The organism is Streptomyces dryopteridis (assembly GCF_049606955.1).
In the GTDB taxonomy this organism is placed as follows: domain Bacteria; phylum Actinomycetota; class Actinomycetes; order Streptomycetales; family Streptomycetaceae; genus Streptomyces.
This window is the reverse complement of record NZ_CP187114.1, coordinates 1,941,462-1,960,799: the sequence shown is the minus strand read 5'-3', so window position 1 is coordinate 1,960,799 and position 19,338 is coordinate 1,941,462. Positions and strand designations below refer to the sequence as shown.

Genomic DNA, 19,338 nt, shown 5'->3' with positions numbered 1-19,338 from the left:
GTCATTCTCTCCCTGTCGGTACGTCGAACTGGTCGGCCCGGGCACGGGTCCGGGCCCGGACGGCGGCCCGCCGACGACCGGCGCGCGCGGCGATGTCGTCGACGGGTGCGGTGGCGGACGGTCTCCCGTCCGGTGTGTCGGCGCGCAGGCCGGCGGCGAACTCGGCGATCGTGGGCCGGGCGAAGACGTCCACGAGCCGCACCTCGCGGCCCAGGCGGCGGCCTAGGTCCACTTGGAGGCGGGCCGCCAGCAGCGAGTTGCCGCCCGCTTCGAAGAAGTTGGTGTGGCGGCCGACCGGCCGGTCGGCGCCGAGCACCTGGCGCCATGCCTCGGCGACGAGTCGCTCGGGTCCCTCGTGCGAGGGGGGCGTGGTGTCCGGGACCGCCGGGCGCGGGGCGGGGAGCCTGGCCCGGTCCCGCTTGTTGGTGCGGGTACGGGGCAGCGCGTCCAGCAGCACGACGGCCTCGGGCACGACGGGGGCGGGCAGGCGCGCGGCGAGGTGGGCGCGCAGGTCCTCGGCGGTCGTGTTCCCGTCGACGACCGCGTAGCCGAGGAGCCGGGGCGCGGCCGGGGTGCCGTGCAGGGCCGCGGCGGCCTCGCGGACCGAGGGGTGGGTCTGCAGGAGCGCCTCGATCTCCTCCAGTTCGACGCGATTGCCGTGGATCTTCACGAGGCTGCCGGTGCGTCCGGTGAAGGCGAGTTCGCCGTCGGGCAGGAACCGGCCGAGGTCCCCGGTGCGGTACAGCGTGCCGCCGGGCCGCCACGGGTCGGGCACGTATGCCTTGGCGCTCTCGTCGGGCCGACGGTGGTAGGCACCGGCGAGGAAGTCGCTGCGCAGGTGGATCTCGCCGACGACGCCGACCGGGCAGGGTCGGCCGCGGTGGTCGAGCACGAGGGCCTCGCGGCCCGCGAAGGGCCGGCCGATGGGCACGGAGGGGGTGAACCGCTCCCCCGGTGCCAGTTCGCGGTGGGTGGCGAGCACGCACTCGGTGGGCCCGTAGAGGTTGTGCAGGCGGGGTCGGACGCCGCGGTCGGCCCAGGCCGCGGCGAGCGAGGGCGGCAACACCTCGCCGGCGAGCAGGAGGTGTTCGAGATGGGGCAGCGTGTTCCCGTCCCGGTCCAGTGCCTCGGTGAGCACGGCGAGGAAGCCCGGCACGGTCTGGATCTGGGTGATCCGCTCGTCGGCGAGCCAACGGGCCATGGCGACCGGGTCCCGGCGGGTCCCGTCCGGGGACACGCAGAGGGTGGCACCGCGACAGAGGGCGGCGAACACCTCGGTGTAGGCGGCGTCGTAGGTGAACGGGGCCCACTGGGCGATCCGACTGTGGACGCCGATGGCGAACCGCTCTCCCTGCCAGGCGGCGAACTGGGCGAGGGCCGCGTGCGGCAGGGCGATGCCCTTGGGGGTGCCGGTGGATCCGGAGGTGTACACCAGGCAGAGGGCGTCCTCGCCGGTGACCGGTGCGTGCGGGACCGGGGGGTGCGCGTCGCTCCGCGGGCCGTCGGACGGGATCGGCCCGTCGGACGGGAAGGGTTCGACGGGCACGCCGGCGAATCGGCCGGACCGGCGGTCCCACAGGCCGGACAGGCCGGTCAGGCACCGTTCGTCGGCGAGCACGCACAGAGGGTCGGCGTCCGCGAGCACGGCCCGCAGCCGCAGTTCGGGGCTCTCGGGGTCGAGGACGGCGAACGCCGCCCCCGTCTTCGCCACCGCCAGGATCGCGGCGGTCTGCGCCGCACCGGTGGACAGCAGGACCGAGACGAAACGGCCCGGTGCCGCGCCGAGGTGGAGCAGCCGAGCGGCGATCCGGTCGCTCCAGGCGTCGAGCGCCCCGTAGGTGACCTCCTGTCCGTCGTGGCGCACGGCGATCGCGTTCGGGCGCGCCACCGCCCGCGCGCGGAACAGCTCGTGGACGGGTGTGGCGTGTTCCGCGCGGGCGGCGCCGGCGGGGCGGGCGGGACGCGGGGAGGGCGTCTCCCTCGCCTCCGGGTCGAGCGGGAGCAGCGCGGCCTCGGCCTCCGGGTCGTCGAGCGCCGCGCTCAGCAGGGTCCGCAGGTGACCCGCGAAACGGCCCGCGAATTCCCGCGTGAACCGGACGGAGGCGTACTCCAGCACGCCTTCCATCCGGTCGGGGTGTTCCTCCAGGGAGAGCGTCAGGTCGTACTTGGCGGTGCGGGTCGGCACGGGCCGCAGTTCGCCGGTGGTCTCGCCGAGCCGGATCGAGGCCGGCAGGGCCTCTTGGAGCACGAGCGTGGCCTGGGCGAGGGCGGGCCGGCCGGGGTCGCGCACCACCCCGAGGGCATCGACGAGCCGGTCGAGCGGCACCAGGGACCGGTCGAGGTCGGCGGCGAGGAGGCGGCCCGTGCGGCGGGCGAGCTCCGCGACGGAGGGGTTGCCGCCGAGGTCGACGCGGACCGGCAGGCTGTTGACGAGGGACCCGACCAGACGCTCCAGCTCCGGCGTGCTCCGGTTGGTCGCGGGCACTCCGACGAGGACGTCGTCGGTGCCGGCGTACCGGCCCAGCAGGCAGGCGTAGACGGTGAGCAGCAGGGAGAAGGGGGTGACGCGCAGTCGGGCGGCGGTGGCCCGCAGGCGGGCGGTGAGCTCCGGCGGCAGGGCGACGGGGACGGTGTCCCCGGTGCCCGGGGCACACGGGCCCGCGTCGGGATCGGTCGGCAGGTCGAGGACTCCGGGGTGACCGTCGAGCCGGCCCCGCCAGTACTCGAGGTGCTCCTCGTGGACCGCGACGGCGTCGGGGGCGGCCGATGCCTGGGCGTGGCCGAGGAACTCCCGGGCGAGGGGCGGCAAGGGGGTTCCCCGGCCGGTGTGCAGGGCGTGGAGTGCCGCGAGTTCGCGGACTGCCACGGTGATGGACCACCCGTCGACAGCGATGTGGTGCGCGGTGAACAGCAGGACGCGGGTCCTGGGGGTGCGCAGGAGGGTCACCCGCAGCATGGGGCCTTCGGCGAGGTCGAAGGGGCGGGCGGCCTCCTCGGCGGTGACCTTGTCGAGCCAGGTCCGGTCCGCGCCCTGTGTGGCGGTCCCCTCCGGCGCGTCGAGCACGACGGGGCGGAGGAGGCCGGCGGGCAGCCGGACGAGGACGGGGCCCTCGTCGGCGAGGTGACAGCGGGTCGCCAGCACCGGGTGCCGCGCGACGAGGTCCTCCAGGGCCCGGGCAAGGGCCTCGGTGTCGACCGGGCCGTCGAGCCGGACGGCGGCGCTCAGGTTGTAGGCGGCGGACTCGGGCGCGAGGCTCTGGGTGAGCCACAGCTGGCGCTGTTGGTCGGTGAGGGGGACGGGGTCCCGGGGGGCGGGCGCCGGGGTGTGGGCCGGTCGCGGGGTGTCCGTGTCGGTGGTCCGTCGGGCGGCCAGCGCTCGGGGGGTGGGGTCCGCGTAGAACTCCGCGAGGGAGGGTGCGTGCCCGAGTGCCTCCCGAACGCGGCCCAGGAGTCGGGTGGCGACGATGGAGTTGCCGCCCGCGAGGAAGAAGTCGTCGGTGACGCCGGTGGTCGCGGGGTCCGTGCCCAGGAGTTCGGCCCACAGGGCGGTGACCGTGAGTTCGGCGGGGCCGGCGGGCGCGGTCCGTCCGGCGGCCCCCGTCTCGGGAAGGGTTCGGGCCATCGCGGTCAGGGCGGGGCGGTCCACCTTGCCGCTGGTGTTGAGCGGGAGCTCGTGGAGCGGGACGACGGCGGAGGGGACGACCGCGGGCGGGAGGAGGGTGCGCAGGTGGCGGCGGAGTTCCGCGCCGAGGGCGGCCGCGTCCTCGACGGTGTCCTCGGGGACGACGAACGCGACCGGCCGGGGCGAGGCGGGGCGTGTCGTGTCGACCACCACGGCGACGGCCCGTACCCGCGGGTGGCGTGCGGCCAAGGTCTCGATCTCGCCGAGTTCGACGCGGTGTCCGAGGATCTTGACCTGCTGGTCGGCCCGGCCCAGAACGACGATCCGGCCGTCCGGCAGGTAGCGCGCCAGGTCACCCGTGCGGTAGACGGGGGCGCCGTCGGCGCCCAGCGGATCGGCGCCGACGGGGTCGGGGACGAACGCGGCGGCGGTCAGGTCGGGGCGGTTCCAGTAGCCGGCGGTGACGCCCGCCCCTCCGATGACCAGTTCGCCGGTCGCTCCGAGGGGTACGGGGCGGTCGTGCCGGTCGAGGATGTGGCAGTACGTGCGGGTCACGGGGCGCCCGACGGTGACCGGTTCCCCCGGCAGGACCCGTCCTGCCGTCGACCAGATGGTGGTCTCGGTGGGACCGTACAGGTTCCACAGTTCGGCACAGCGGTCCAGGAGGCGTTCGGCGAGCGCGGGGTCGAGGGCCTCGCCGCCGCTGAGCGCCCGCAGCCCGGCCCGGCCCGGCCAGCCTCCGTCGAGCAGGGCCCGCCACAGCGAGGGCGTGGCCTGCATGACGGTGGCACCGGACCGGTTCAGCAGGGCGCCGAGGGCGTCGGGGTCACGGACGGTGGCGCGGGACGCGATGACGACGCGGGCCCCGGCGACGAGCGGTGCGAGGAGTTCGAGCACCGAGATGTCGAAGGTGAGGGAGGTGACGGCCACCAGGACGTCGTCCTCGGCCAGGCCCGGCTCGCGGACGACGCTGTACAGCAGGTTCGCGACACGGTCGTGGGGGACGGCCACACCCTTGGGCCGACCGGTGGAGCCGGAGGTGTACATCAGGTAGGCGAGCGCGTCGGCGGCGGGGCCGTCCGGGAAGGGGACGGGTGCCCCGGCGTCGGGGTCGTCCTCGCGGGGTGCGGCCAGCAGTTCGGCCGCTTTCGCGCGGGGCACAGTGTGGTCCGGTGTCGTGGGGGTGGTCGAACCGGTGACGAGGAGCCCGGCCCCGCTGTCCGCCAGGACGTGGCGCACGCGTTCCTCCGGCATGGTCTCGTCGAGTGGGACGAGCACGGCTCCGGCACGCCACAGTCCGACGACGAGCGGGACGAGTCCGGTGTCGCGCGGGACCAGCAGGGCGACCCGGTCGCCGGGGCGGACGTGATGGCGGGCGGCCAGGCGCGCGGCGACGCGGTCGGCGGTCGCGTCGAGGTCAGCGCGGGTGAGGACCTCCTCGCCGTGGACGACCGCGGGCGCGTCCGCGGAGCGGGCGGCCAGGGCGCGCAGGGCCTCGGGGACGGTGGCCCGGTCGGGCGGCGTGCGGTCGGAGGCGTTGAACTCCGTCAGGAGGCGTCGGGTCTGCTCGGGGGTCGTCACGGGCAGTTCGCGCAGGAGTCGGTCGGGGTCCGCGACGGCCGCCTCCAGCAGGCACACCAGGCCGTCGGCGATGCCTCGGACCGTCCGCGGGGAGAGCAGCGTGGTGCGGTACTCGAGCTCGGCGTCGAGGTCTCCGGACGGTCGGGGGCGCAGGAAGAGGGAGAGGTCGTACTTGGCGGTGCCGCTGTGCGCCGGCGCCGCGGTGGTCCGGACGCCGGGCAGGCACAGGGTGGTGGTCGGTCCGCTGTGGAAGGCGTACATGAGCTGGAAGATCGGGGAGCGGGCCCCGCCGGCCGGAGCGAGGTCCTCCACGACCAGGTCGAACGGGGTGTCCCGGTGCGCGAGGTCCCCCTTGAGGTGTTGCCGGGTGCGGCGCAGGGCCTCGTCGAAGGCGAGGTCGCCGGAGAGGTCGGCCCGGTGGGCCACGACGTTGAGCAGCGGGCCGATCACGCTGCCCAGGGCGGGTCGGTTGCGGGTCGCGACGGGCATGCCGACGACGAGGTCGTCCTGGCCGGTGTACCGCTGGACGACGGCGCAGAACGCGGTGAGCATCACGGTGGGCAGGGTCGCGAGCCGGGTTCGGGCCATGGCGCCGAGCCGGGTGACGAGGTCGGCGGGCACGACGAAGCGGTGGACGGCTCCGGCGAGGGCGTCGACGGGGCGGCCGGCGTCGGGTGCGTCGGTGGGCAGGCGCAACACCGGCAGCTCCCCGCCGAGCCTCTCGCGCCAGTGGTCGAGGCCGTGCGTGGCGGCGGGGTCGGTGCGCTGCCAGGCGGCGTAGTCCCCGAAGTCGCTGCCGGAGGGCGTCTCCTCGAAGGCCGGGCCGCCGGTCTCGGCGGCGTACCGGGCGGCGAGTTCGTCGAGGAAGAGGCCGAAGCCCCAGGCGTCCACGACGATGTGGTGGGCGACGAAGAGCAGCAGGTGCCGGTCCCGGCCCAGCCGGTACAGGCAGGTGCGCATCAACGGCGGCCGTGTCAGGTCGAACGGTGTGGCCACGGCCCGGGCCACCAGTTCCGCCAGGTGTTCCTCACGGCGCGGCTCGGGCAGGTGGGCCAGGTCGGTCCACTCGACGGTGGGCCGGACCCGGTCGGCGAACCGTTGCCAGGGTTCGCCGTCGGCGTCCGCGACGATGCCACAGCGCATCACGTCGTGGCGGGCGCCGAGCGCGGTCAGGGCCCGTTCGAGGGCATCGGCGTCCAGGGGGCCGTCGAGACGGAACGCGGCGGTCTCGTTGTGCAGGGCACTGCCGGGGAGCACCTGTTCGGCGCGCCAGATCGAGCGTTGGGCGTAGGAGAGCGGGGCGCGGTCGCGGGCGGGCCTGGGCGGTACGGCGCCGGCGCTCATCGGTCGCTCCGGCCGGTCACGGCGGCGGCGAGGCCGGAGACGGTGGGGTCCTCGACGAAGGTCCGGAAGGGGAGGTCGACGCCGAACACCGAGCGCAGCCGGTCCAACAGCCGGGCGATGGCGAGGGAGTCCCCGCCGAGCAGGGTGAAGTCGTCGTGCCGTCCGACGGCGGACAGGTGCAGGAGTTCGCACCAGATCCCGGCGATCTCGGCCTCGGTGCCCTCACGCGGGCCGTCCTCGGTGTCGATGGCCCGTACGGCCGAGGGCAGCGGGAGGGCCCGCCGGTCGGCCTTGCCGTTCAGCGTGCGGGGGACGGCGGCGAGCCGGACGTAGAGGGTGGGGCGGCAGCCGGGGGCGAGGTCGGTCGCGGCGTGGGCGCGCAACTGCTCGTCCGTCACGGAGGCGTCGGCGACGACGTAGGCCACGAGGGCCGGGTCGGCGTCCGACTCGGACACGGCGGCGGCGCACACGTCGCGGACGCCGGGGTGGCGACGCAGCGTGTCCTCGACCTCGCCCAGTTCGACCCGGACACCGTTGATCTTGACCTGCTGGTCGCGACGGCCGAGGACTTCCAGGACCCCGTCGGGCCGCAGCCGTCCGAGGTCGCCCGTGCGGTAGCGGTCGGTGCCGGTGAACCCACCGGCCCGGCCGTCGAGGTAGCCGCCGAGCGGGAAGGGGGTGCGGATCTCGATCTCGCCGATGGTGTCGGTGACGGGCGTGCCCGCGGCGAGGACCCGGACCTCCACGTCGGGCAGGGGGAGGCCCGCGGGTACCGTCTCGGCCTCGGCGTCCTCGGCTCCGAGGCGCCGGAAGACCTTGGTCATGGTGGTCTCGGACGGGCCGTAGAGGTTGACCAGCGTCTTGTCGTCGCCGAACAGGCCGCGCCACCAGGCCACGTCCGCGGACCGGACCGGTTCGCCGGCGAGCAGGACGGCCCTGAGCTCGGGCAGTGAGCCGGGCGTGAGGCCGGCGGCGCGCAGGGTGCGGAAGACGGTGGGCACGCAGTGCAGCACCTCGACCCCTTCCTTCTCCAGCCATTCGGCGAGGGCGGCGGCGACGGGCACGGTTCCGGCGGCGCGCACGCTCCCGCCGGATCGCAGCGGGACGAGCGCGTCACGCAGGAAGGCGTCGAAGCCGGGCGAGGTGAGCAGGGAGACCCGGGTGCCGTCGGTGACGCCGAACTCGGTCGTCTCCCAGTCGAGGAAGTGCTCGACGGCGCGGAGGCTGCTCCTGATGCCCTTGGGGCGTCCGGTGGTGCCGGAGGTGAAGTAGACGCATCCGGCGTCGGGTGCGTCGAGTCCCCGCCAGTCCGTCGCACGCCAGTGGCCCGGGGCGAGGGTGTCGGTGTCGACGACCGGGGTGCCGGCGAGGAGGAGCTGGTGAGGGGCCAGGGCGGCGGCCCCGGCCCGGTCGGCGACGACGACGGCCGGGCTCGTGTCCTCCAGCAGCGGGACCCAGCGTGCCGCGGGCAGGCGGACGTCGACGGGGGCGAAGGTGCGGCCGGTGGCGGCGCAGGCCAGGATGGTCGCGATGACCGGGACGGGCTCGGCGCAGGCGATGAGCACCGGTCCCGGCCCGGCGTCCTCGGCGAACCGGGCTCTCAGGGCGGCGGCGTAGCGGGCGAGTTCGACCCGGCTCCACTGCCGGTCCGGGGTGGAAACGGCCGGTGCCCCGCCGTCGCGCTCCACGTGGTCGGCCCAGCGGTCCAGGATCGTGGTGTGACTCACAGTTCTCCGTTCTTGATCCGTTGGGCCACGACCGTCAGCGGGTCGATGGCGGGGAACTCGTCCGAGCGACCGGCGGCGGCGATGGCCTTGGTGACCAGGTGGAGTTCGGTACAGGCCGCGACGAAGGGCCGCACCCCATAGCGGGGCAGGGTGTCGCGGAGGAAATCGGCCGTGCGCAGCGGGTCCCCGCCGCGTTTGACCCGGTAGACCTCGCGGTGCAGTGCCTCTTGGTCCTCCGGACGGAGCATGACGAGGTGACGCGCCGCCCGTTCCGCGTGCGGGCCGGACGTGAGGATGCCGGCCTTGGCCGTGCCCGTGGTGCACAGCAGGAGGTGCGGTCGGGCGACGCGCACGAGCTCCTCGTGCATGACGTCCACCAGGGACACGCAGCGTCCCAGGAGGTCGGGCGGCAGGTCGCCGAGCACCGTGTGGGCGGTGACGCACGCGACGACGACGCGTTCGGCGCCGGCGGTGACCAGGCCCCGCACGGCGGTCTCGACCGCCCGGTACAGCGGTCCGAGCTCGCCCGTCCCGATGGCCTCGGTGCGGTCGACCACGGCCGGGTCGGACCACAACAGGACCCGGGGCGTCTCCTGCTCGGATCGTGTGTCGCCGGTGTGGTAGACGGTTCGCAGGAGTTCGGTGGAGGCCAGCGGGCCCATGCCGCCGACGATCCCCACCAGGGGCAGGGGTGTCGACGACACGCGCGGCGGCCGGGGCTCAACGGTGGTCCGGCCGTCGGGGGCGGCGGGGTGGGTCATCCGAGACACGGCAGGCCGAACTCCTCGACGAAGAGGGCGAAGGTCGCGATCACCATGAGGTAGTCCGTGTCGAGGTGGGCGTGCACGTGACCGCCCGGGTCCCGCTGGCGGCGGACGAGCGCGGTCACGGTTTCCGGGTTGAAGTAGCCCTGTTTGCGCACCACGGAGGGCGAGAGCAGTTCCTCGAACCAGTCGGCGCCGGCGGCGAGCAGGTGGCTGCTGGTCTGGCCGCGGAAGCCGAACTTGCTGCGGGCCAGCACCCCGTCGGGCACACGGCCCTCGGCGACCCGGCGCAGCACGGCCTTCTCGGCGCCGCCGGCCACCATCAGGGCCGGGTGCAGGGATGCGGCATGGTCGATGACGCCGCGGGCCAGGAAGGGGAAGCGCAGTTCGACGGAGTTGGCAAGGGCCATCCGGTCGCCGTGATCACCGAGGAGGTGGTCGGCCAGGCGCAGGTGGAAGTCCAGGTAGGAGCGTTGGTGCAGGGGGTGTCGGCCGCGCAGTCGGTCGGCGTCGACCAGGCGTTGGGAGGTGATGGCGAACTCGTCGAGGTTGTCGGCGAGATCGTCGGAGTAGAGCTCGCGGCGGAACTCCCGGGCGATGAGGTGATCGGTCTCGTAGCCGAAGTCGACACCCCACATCCGATGTCGGATCTCCCGCTCCATCGCGGCGTCGAGGCCGCTGAGCCGGCCGTTGCCGAGGCCGGCCGCGTCGTAGCGGTACCCGGGGTAGCCGCCGAAGAGTTCGTCGGCGCCCTCCCCCGTGAGCACGGCGACGGTGCCGTCCTCCCGGACGGCTCGGGACAGCAGCATGGAGCAGACGTTGTACGACTCGCGGACGGGTGTCTCCGCGTGGCGCACCATGGCGGTCAGGTGCTCGGCGAAGTCCTCGTGCCGGATGGGCACCTCGCGGTGGCGGGTTCCCAACCGGGCGGCCACCGTGCGCTGGTGGGGGCTCTCGTCGAAATCGTGGTCGGGGAAGACCGCGGAGTAGCTCGGCCAGGTGTGGCCGGGCCGGGAGTCCGCCGCGAGCGCGGCGATGAGACTGGAGTCGAGACCGCCGCTGAGGTAGAGGCCCACGGGGACGTCGGCGACCAGTCGGTCGCGCACGGCGTCCCGCAGCAGCGCCGACGTGTGGCCCGCGGCGCGCGCGAGTTCGGCGTCGAGGTCGCCGGCGGCCACCGGTTCCAGGGCGTCGGCGGTCGGGTAGTCCAGGTCCCAGTAACGGCTGAGGGTCACCCCGGAGGAGTCCGCGATCAGTCGTTCCCCCGGCCTGAGGGCCTTGATGTCCTCGAACATCGTGCGGGGGCTGACGAGCCCCGGGAGGCCGAGGACCTGGTCGAGGCCGCGCAGGTCGACGCGAGGGCGCACCGCCGGGTGGCGCAGGAGCGCCTTGACCTCCGAGGCGAAGAGGAGCAGGCCGTCCACGACCGTGTAGAAGAGGGGCACGATCCCGGCGTGGTCACGGGCCAGGAGCAGCCGTCCGGCGGGGGCGTCGTACAGCGCGAAGGCGAACTGCCCGTCCAGATGGTCGGTGAGATCGAGGCCGTACTCGCGGTAGAGGTGGACGAGCACCTCGGTGTCGCACGCGGTGCGAAACCGATGGCCCGCGCCGGCCAACGACTCCCGCAACCGGCGATGGTTGTAGATCTCGCCGTTGCAGACGGAGACCAGGGTGCGATCCTCCGAGAAATGCGGCTGATTGCCTTGTTCCAGGTCGTTCAAGGCCAGTCTGCGAAAGCCCAGCCCGATGCCGTGGGCGATATGGCTTCCCTGATCGTCAGGGCCTCGATGAATTAGCTCGGAAGTCATTTGTGAAATGACTTTGCCGTCGATCGGGTGCGCTCCACTGAGGGAGAATGCACCCACTATTCCACACACGTTGAACAATCCCCGTTTCACATCTGCGCAACACCAGATGCAGGTTCGACGCTATCTCACGAAACAGATCGAGGTCAATGAAAAATCTTCGGCGGACGGGCAGTTCCGGTGCCTTGACATCCCGTCCGAGCTGGCTGCCGGGGGAATTCCCGAATAAGGTCGCCCTGCGGGCCGCGGGCCCGTGGGAAACATCTTGGGAACAGAAGGGCGGAGTGCAGTGACACGGAACCGATGGACGCCTTGGGAGACCGGCCCCGACGCGGACGGCGGAGCGGGGGACGCCCGCGTCTACTGCCTCCCGCACGCCGGGGGTTCGGCCGGTTCGTACCTCTCCTGGTCCCGTTCTCAGGAGGTCCCGGCGGGGCTGAGGTTCGTCCCCGTGGAGCTTCCCGGCCGAGGGACCCGCATGCGCGAACCCCTGCTCTCCTCCATGGACGAGGTCGTCGACGGGCTCCTCGCGGTCCTGGCCGAACGCCCCGAGGAGGAGCCGTTCCTCCTCATGGGGCACAGCATGGGCGCGCAGATCGCCTACGAGACCACGCGTCGCCTGGTCGGGGCCGGCCGGCCGCTGCCCCGCGCCGTGGTCGTGTCCGGCTGTCGTCCGCCGGGCGCCCCGGTGGCCCTGCCGCTGCACGAGCGCAACGACGGGGAACTGCTGGACGGGATCGTCGAACTGGGCGGCACACCGGCCGAGATACTGGCGCACCCGGAACTGCTGGAGATGCTGCTGCCCGTGATGCGGGCCGATCTCGGCCTGCTGGCGCGGTACATGACGGAGGTCCGGCCGACCGTGCTGCCGTGCCCCCTGGTGGCCTTGGGCGGATCGGACGACCGGCTGGCGGGGCCCGAGTGGATCACCGGCTGGCGGGCGATGACCACAGGTGGGTTCCGTCGACGGATCCTGCCCGGTGACCACTTCTTCCTCCACGCCCGGGCGGCCGAGGTGATGACCGAGATCGCCGACGCGGTACGGGAGCACGCGGCCCCGGCCGGGGGGTGAGGCCGGCGCGGCCTCTCCGCACGCCCGAGGGGCGTGCGGAGAGGCGTCGCCGGCGCGCACTGCGGACCGATGGCCGACCGGGGTCACCGGTCGCCTCGGCGGGCCAGTTCACCGGAGACGATCTCGCCGATGAAGTCGATGTGCCCGGGTTCGACGAGTTCGAGGTGTCGGGCGTCGACGGCGTGGTCCACCACCGGCCCCCTGACGTACGGCCCCCACAGTTCGGCGGCCGTCGCACGGCCCACCGTCCCGGCCCGCCGCGTCTCCGCCGCAGCCGTGAAGCTGAGCAGGTCTCCGTCGAACACCCGCGGCACCCAGCGGACCATGAGCTCGCCGTGGTAGCGGCAGGTGTCGATCAGTGCCTCCAGCGCCGCCGGGTCGGCGGGTGCCGAGGCCCCCAGGGTCGGGGCGAGCAGGCTCAACAACTCCTCGGGTGCGGGCACCCGGCCCTCGTCGACGGCGGCGATCTCCGCCGGCGACGCGCCCACGGCGTCGAGGAGGGCGCGCAGGACGTCGGCCTCGTCGACCCCGTCCGCGTGCGCCCGCCGGTCGTGCTCGTTGGGCGGGACGCTGTCGAGCATCGCCAGGAGCTCGACCCGCTCGCCGCGTTCCCTGAGCTGCACGGCCATCTCGTGGACCAGCACGCCGCCGAAGGACCAGCCGAGGAGCCGGTAGGGGCCCCGGGGCTGCACCTCCAGGATTCGGGAGACGTATTCGGCGGCGAGTCCGCCCATCGTGGCGGGCCGCGCCCGCCCGCCCGCCGGGCCGATGCCCTGGAGCGCGTACACGGGCTGGTCGGGGCCCAAGGCGCGCAGCAGCCCCACATAGCCGAAGCCGTCGCCGACGACCGGGTGGACGCAGAACAGCGGCGCGCGGCCGCCTTGGGAGCGCAACGGCAGCAGCGGCTCCCAGGGCACCGGGCCGGGGGCGAGTCGGGCCTCCACACCGGGCTCCCTCGCGATCCGGACCGCGAGCGCGCTCGGTGACGGGTTGTCGAAGAGGGCACGAATCGGCAGGTCCACTCCGAGGTCGGCACGCAGGCGCTCGACGAGGCGGACCATCATGAGCGAGTGTCCGCCCGACAGGAAGAAGTCGTCCTCGGGTCCGACCGTCGGAAGGTCCAGGACCTCCGCGAACAGGGCGGTCAGGGCCGCCTCCAACGGGGTGACCGGCGCCCTGGGGGGCCTCGCGCCCCCGACGATCGGGGCGGTGGGCTCGGGCAGCGCGGCGCGGTCCAGCTTGCCGTTGGGCGTGACCGGAAGGCCGTCGAGCGTGACGTAGCCGGTGGGCACCATGTGCTCGGGAAGCCGACCGCGCAGGTGCTCGCGGAGTTCCTCGACGGTGGGAGCCGTCACGCCGGCCACCGGCACCGCGTAGGCGACGATCCGGGGTGCGCCCTTGTCCTGTCGGACCATGACGACTCCCGCCGCGACGGCCGGGTGTTCACCCAACGCGGCCTCGATCTCGCCGAGCTCGATGCGGAAACCGCGGACCTTGACCTGGCCGTCGACCCGGCCCAGGTATTCGACGGCCCCGTCGGAACGCAGCCGGGCCAGGTCACCCGTGCGGTACATGCGCGATCCGGGCCCACCGTAGGGGTTGGCCACGAACCGCTCGGCGGTCAGTCCGGGGCGCCGCAGGTACCCGTACGCCAGTTGTGCGCCGTCCAGGTACAGCTCTCCGACGACACCGGGCGGGACCTGGCGAAGTTCGCCGTCGAGGACGTGGACGCGCGTGTTCCACACCGGGCGGCCGATGGGGACGGGCCGACCGTCGTCGTCCTCGGGACGGCAGGTCCACGCGGTCACCTCGATGGCCGCCTCGGTCGGACCGTACTGGTCGACCAAGCGGACCCCCGGCAGCACCTGGTGGAACCGACGCGCGGTCGCCGTGGTCAGGGCCTCGCCTCCGACGACGACCAGGCGCAGTGAGTCACACCGGCCGGCGTCGGGGTGCTGGAGGAAGGCGTCCAGCATGGAGGGCACGAAGTGCGCGACCGTGACCCGCTCGCGGCGGATCAGCTCGCACAGGTACGCCGGGTCCCGGTGTCCCTCCGGCCGTGCCACGATCATGGCGGCCCCGACCCGGAGCGGCCAGAAGATCTCCCACACCGAGACGTCGAAGCTCGACGGCGTCTTGTGCAGCACCCGGTCCTCGGGCGTCAGCCGGTGATACTCCTGGCCCCAGCGGAGGCGGTTGTCCACGGCGCTGTGCGGGACGACCACGCCCTTGGGCCGGCCGGTGGAGCCCGAGGTGTAGATCACGTAGGCAGGGTCGGCCGGGGCCGGTCCCACCGCGGTCGCGCGGGCGGTGTCCGCCGAATCCCTCGGCGCGAGCACGCTGACGCCCTCGGGCACACGCAGCCTCCCCGCCTCCTCCGGGGTCGCGATCACGGCGGTGGGGCGGGAGTCCTCCAACATGAAGGCCAACCGGTCGGCGGGGTAGTCGGGGTCGAGGGGCACGTAGGCGCCACCCGCGCGGTGCACCGCGCACACCGCCACGATCAGGTCGAGCGAGCGGGGCACGGCTACGGCCACGACGGCCCCCTGGCCGACGCCACGCGCGGCAAGCCTCCCGGCGAGGGCCCCGACGAGCCCGTCGAGCTCGGCGAACGTCACCACGTGCTCCCCGTCCACGATCGCCGTGGCGTCCGGGGTCCGCGCGATCCCCTCGGCGACGGCGTCGGCGAGCGTGCCGGGCTCCAGGTCCCGGCCGGTGTCGTTCCACTCGGCGAGGAGGCGCCGCTCGTGGTCGGAGAGGACCTCGATCCGGCCGATGCGCCGGTCGGGGTCCTCCGCGACGGTGGTGAGCAGTCGCGTCAGGCGGTCGGCGAGGGCCTCGACGGTGGACTCGTCGAACAGGTCGGTGCGGTACTCGATGGTGCCGGTGAGCGGCCCCTCGACACCGTCGGCGGCGCGCTCGGCGGTCAAGGTGAGCGTGAGGTCGAATTTCGCCGGCGCGAGCCGGACGGAGAGGCGTTCGGTCCTCACCCCCGGGATGTCCAGGGCGATCTCGGCCCCCTGGTCCACCACCAGGGCCACCTGGAACAGCGGGTGGCGGCCGGGCTGCCGCTCGGGGTTGGCGAGGTCCACGAGTTGCTCGAAGGGCAGGTCCTGGTGGGCATAGGCCGCGATGTCGGCGTCCCGGACCCGGTGCACCAGCTCCCGGAACGTCGGATCGCCCTCCGTGTCGGTGCGCAGGACCAGCGTGTTGACGAAGAAGCCGACCAGGTGGTCCAGGCCCTCGTCGGTGCGACCGGCCACCGGTGTGCCCAGCGGGATGTCGGTTCCGGCGCCCAGCCGGGTGAGCAGGGCGGCCAAGGCGGCCTGGAGGGTGGTGAAGAGACCGGCGCCGCTCTCGCGGGCAAGGGCGCCGAGCGCTCGGTGGACCTCGGCGTCGACACGGACGGGGACCGCGCGGCCCTCGTGCCCGGTCTCGGGGGTGCGACGGCGGTCCACCGGGAGGGGCACCTCGTCGGGGAGGCCCTCCAGGATCTTGCTCCAGTGGGCCCACTGCTCGGCCGCGAGGCTGCCCGGGGTGCGCACGTCCCCGAGGAGCCGGTCCTGCCACAGGGTGTAGTCGCCGTACTGGACCGGCAGCGGCGTCCACTCGGGCTCGCGGCCCTCCGCGCGAGCCCGGTAGGCCAGGCCCAGGTCGGCGGCGAGCGGCCCGAGGGACCAGCCGTCGCAGGCGATGTGGTGGACGGTCAGGAGCAGGACGTGGCGGCCCGGTCCGAGGAGGTACAACCGGGCCCGCAGGGGCGGGCTGTGCACGAGGTCGAACGGCACGAAGGCCGCGGCTCGCAGTTCCTCCTCCAGGGCCGGGCCCTCGGCGCGGGCGCCGCTCAGGGGGACGATGTCCAGCAGGGACGGCAGTTCCTCCGGGGGCAGGACCCGCTGGTGGGGCACGCCCTCCCGGTCGGGGAACACCGTACGCAGCGCCTCGTGCCTGACGACGACGTCGTGCAGGGCAGCGCCGAGCGCGCCGATGTCCAGCGGGCCGTCGAGCCGCAGGGGCAGCGGAATGTGGTAGGCGGCGCTGTCGGTCTCCAGTCGCTGGAGGAACCACAGGCGGCGCTGGGCGGCGGAGAGCGGGATCTCCTCGGGGCGGTCGGTCGCCACCAGCGGGGGTCGCCGGTCGCCGGAGCCGGCCGACCGGGCGAGGCCGGCCGGCGTGCGCGCCTCGAAGACGGTCCGGATGGGCAGTTCCGCCCCGATGACCGTTCTGATCCGGCTGACCAGGCGCATGGCGAGCAGGGAGTGACCGCCCAAACGGAAGAAGTCGTCGTCGGGGCCCACCTCCGGCACCCCCAGCACGTCGGCGAAGACCTCGCAGAACCGTGCCTCGCGGGCATCGGCCGGGCGGCGGCCCGCCGCGTCGACGACGCGAAGCTCCGGTTCGGGCAGGGCCCTCCGGTCCAGTTTTCCGCTGCTGGTGAGCGGCAGCCGGTCCATTCGGGCGAAGGCCGCGGGCAGCATGTACTCGGGCAGGTGTCCGGCCAGGTGGTCGCGGAGCGCCGCGGCGTCGACCGGCTGGTCGGCGATCGGGACGACGTAGGCCGCGAGGAAGGGTTCGGCCCGGTCCTCGTCACGGACGACCACGGCCGCCTGCGCGACGCCGGGGTGCCGGGTCAACACGGCCTCGATCTCGCCGAGTTCGATGCGGAAGCCTCGGATCTTGACCTGCTCGTCGGCCCGGCCGAGGTACTCGACCTGACCGTCGCGGCGGAGCCGGGCGAGGTCGCCGGTGCGGTACATGCGGGACCCGGGCGGCCCGTAGGGGTCGGCGACGAACCGCTCGGCGGTCAGGGCCGGGGCTCCCAGGTAGCCGCGGGCCAGTTGGGGGCCGGCGAGGTAGAGCTCGCCGGGAACCCCCAAGGGGGCGGGGCGCAGTCGCTCGTCGAGGACGTGGGCGCGGGTGTTGTCGAGCGGGCGGCCGATGCTCGGGGTGGGGCTGTCGTCGAGGTCGCAGGCGAGCGCGTCGACCGTGAACTCGGTGGGCCCGTAGTAATTGTGGACCGCGGTTCCGGGTATCCCCGCGAGGCGGTCCCACAGTTCGGTTCCGACGGCTTCGCCGCCCAACATGATCGCACGGGGACGATGGTGGTCGCCTTCGTCGAGCAGCCCGGCGGTCAACAGCGTCCGCGCGTAGGTCGGGGTGAGGTCGAGGAACTCGATCCGCTCACGACGGACATAGGCGACCAGAGCCCGGGGGTCCAGCCGCACCTCGTCCGCGACGAAGTGCATGCAGTGTCCTTCGAGCAGCCAGAAAAAGGGGTCCCAGGCGGTGTCGAAGGTGAGGGAGGCCACCAGTCCCACGTTGACACGGGGGCCGCCCTGCGGGGCGTGTCGGCGGACCAGGCGGACCCGGTGGTGCCGCGCGAGGTGTGCGAGGGCCTGGTGTTCCACGACCACGCCCTTGGGCGTGCCGGTCGAGCCGGAGGTGTGGATGACGTAGGCGGGATCGGAGGGGCCTGTGGCACCGGCCCGGTCGGCGTCGGTGAGGTCGTTCGGGGAGTGCGCGGCGACGCGCTCGCGCTCCCGCGGCTCGCCGAGGGCGAGGACCGGCGTGGCTCCGAGGGGTCCGTCGGCGGTCCGTCCGGTGGTGAGCACGCACACGGGCCGGGTGGCCGCGACGACGGCGGCGAGCCGTTCGGCGGGGGCGTCGGCCGCGACGGGGACCACGGCGGCGCCGGACTTGAGCACGGCGAGGACGGAGACGATCGCGTCGGCCTCACGGTCCGACAGCAGGAGGACGTGGCGTTCGGGTGCGGCGCCCCGTCGGACCAGTTCCCTGGCGAGGCGGTTGGCCCGGGCGTTGAGCTCTCCGAAGGTGAGCCGGGTGTCGCCGGCGACCAGGGCGGGCGCGTCCGGGTCGGTGGCGGCCCGCTCCTCGAAGGCGCGGTGGTAGCTCTGGGCGGGGACTTCGAGTTCGGGGCCGTGCGACAGGGCGCGGAGGAGGTCCCGGTCGTCCTCCGTGAGGAGTTCGATGTCGCCGACGTGCTGGTCGGGGTCGCGGGTGACGCTCTCCAACAGGAGTGTCAGTCGCCGCATCAGGGCCTCGGCGCCCGCGCGTTCGAACAGGTCGTGGCTGTACTCGACGAAGCAGGTCAGGCCGGCGGGACCGCCGTCGGCGTCCTTGCGTTCCATGACGTTGAAGGACAGGTCGAACTTGGCGCCGCCGGGGTCGGCCTCCACCACCTCGCAGGTGACGCCGGGCAGGGACAGCGTCGCCTCGGGGAGGTTCTGGAAGGCGAGCATGACCTGGAACAGGGGGTGCCAGGCGAGGGACCTCGGCGGGTTGAGCGCCGTGATCAGTCGTTCGATCGGCATGTCCTGGTGCGAGAAGCCCCGCAGGTCGGTCCGGCGGACCCGCTTGAGCAGTTCCCGGAAGGTGGGGTCACCCGAGGTGTCCACCCGCAGGACCAGAGGGTTGACGAAGTAGCCGACCACGTCGTCGTAGCGGGAGTCCCCGCGTCCGGCGGTGGGGCTGGCGAGGGGGATGTCGGTCCCGGCGCCGGAGCGGGTCAGCACGGTCGCCAGGGCCGCCTGCACGACCATGAACAGGCTGACGCGGCAGGTACGGGCCAGGGCCAGCAGCTCGCGGTGCAGCTCGGCGGGGAACTCCCAGGGGAAGTAGTCGCCTTCGTGGGACATGACGGCGGGCCGCGGCCGGTCGGCGGGCAGGTGCAGGCATTCCGGTATGTCCGCCAACGCCTCCTGCCAGTAGGCCAGCTGACGGCTGATGCCACTGTCGGGGTCGTCGAGGCTGCCGAGTCCCTCGTGTTGTTCGCGCGCGTACTCGGCGAAGTCGGCGGAGAGCGGCTCCCATTGGGGCGCGTGGCCCGCGGAGCGGGCCGTGTAGGCGGCGCTCAGGTCACGGCCCAGCGGGGCCATCGACCAGCCGTCGCCGGCGATGTGGTGCTGGACCATCAGGGCGAGGTGGTCTCGGGGACCGAGGACGAACACCCGCAGACGCAAGGGGGGTTCGCGGGTCAGGTCGAAGCATTCCCGGGAGGTCGCGGCGATGAGTTCGGGGAGATCGTCCTCGGTCGCCTCGACGACCGTGAAGGGGACCGCGAACGCGTCGGGGGAAAGGACCCGCTGGTAAGGGGTGCCGTCGAGGTCGGGGAAGACGGTGCGCAACGCCGCGTGCCGTGTCATGACGTCGACCAGGGCGGAACGCAGGGCCTCCGTGTCGAGGGGACCCCTCAGGCGCAGGGCCACGGGCATGTTGTAGGAGGCGTCGCCCTCCTGGAGCCGGTCGTTGAACCACAGCGCGAGTTGCGCGTAGGACAGCGGGATCTCCCCCGGCACCCTGCTTTCGCTGAGCACTTCTTCGTTCCTCCCCCGTGTCACGGCCGCCCTGTGGGGGTCGCGTCCACTCTTTGCCGGTGTGTGCGGGCACGGGGTCCTTGCGGTCC

At 73.7% G+C, this 19,338-nt stretch carries 6 protein-coding genes; 1 reads left to right on the top strand and 5 read right to left on the bottom strand.

The window, feature by feature from the left end:
• Position 1: 1 nt before the first annotated feature.
• From ACN20G_RS35305 to asnB, 4 genes are read right to left on the bottom strand one after another with little or no spacing between them, the layout of a single operon-like run.
• The gene (locus tag ACN20G_RS35305) at positions 2-6,547 is read right to left on the bottom strand and encodes an amino acid adenylation domain-containing protein (RefSeq protein WP_424217349.1); all 6,546 of its coding nucleotides are present in this window, start codon (positions 6,545-6,547) and stop codon (positions 2-4) included.
• Positions 6,544-8,274 (bottom strand): non-ribosomal peptide synthetase, encoded by a 1,731-nt coding sequence (locus ACN20G_RS35300; protein WP_424217348.1) that lies wholly within the window; start codon positions 8,272-8,274, stop codon positions 6,544-6,546. Before ACN20G_RS35300 ends, ACN20G_RS35305 begins: the two co-directional genes overlap by 4 nt.
• On the bottom strand, positions 8,271-9,035 hold the full coding sequence (locus ACN20G_RS35295; RefSeq protein ID WP_424217452.1) for an aspartate/glutamate racemase family protein: 765 nt from the start codon (positions 9,033-9,035) through the stop codon (positions 8,271-8,273). The genes ACN20G_RS35300 and ACN20G_RS35295 overlap by 4 nt, the downstream gene beginning before the upstream one ends.
• On the bottom strand, positions 9,032-10,903 hold the full coding sequence (gene asnB / locus ACN20G_RS35290; RefSeq protein WP_424217347.1) for an asparagine synthase (glutamine-hydrolyzing): 1,872 nt from the start codon (positions 10,901-10,903) through the stop codon (positions 9,032-9,034). Before asnB ends, ACN20G_RS35295 begins: the two co-directional genes overlap by 4 nt.
• 229 nt (positions 10,904-11,132) lie before the next feature.
• Between asnB and ACN20G_RS35285 the strand changes: the two genes are divergently transcribed.
• Positions 11,133-11,915 carry a thioesterase II family protein gene (locus tag ACN20G_RS35285; RefSeq protein ID WP_424217346.1) on the top strand — a complete coding sequence of 261 codons (783 nt, stop codon included), beginning with the start codon at positions 11,133-11,135 and terminating at the stop codon, positions 11,913-11,915.
• A gap of 83 nt (positions 11,916-11,998) precedes the next feature.
• On the opposite strand, the gene ACN20G_RS35280 is transcribed toward ACN20G_RS35285, so the two are convergent.
• Positions 11,999-19,249 (bottom strand): amino acid adenylation domain-containing protein, encoded by a 7,251-nt coding sequence (locus ACN20G_RS35280; RefSeq protein ID WP_424217345.1) that lies wholly within the window; start codon positions 19,247-19,249, stop codon positions 11,999-12,001.
• Positions 19,250-19,338 lie beyond the last annotated feature (89 nt).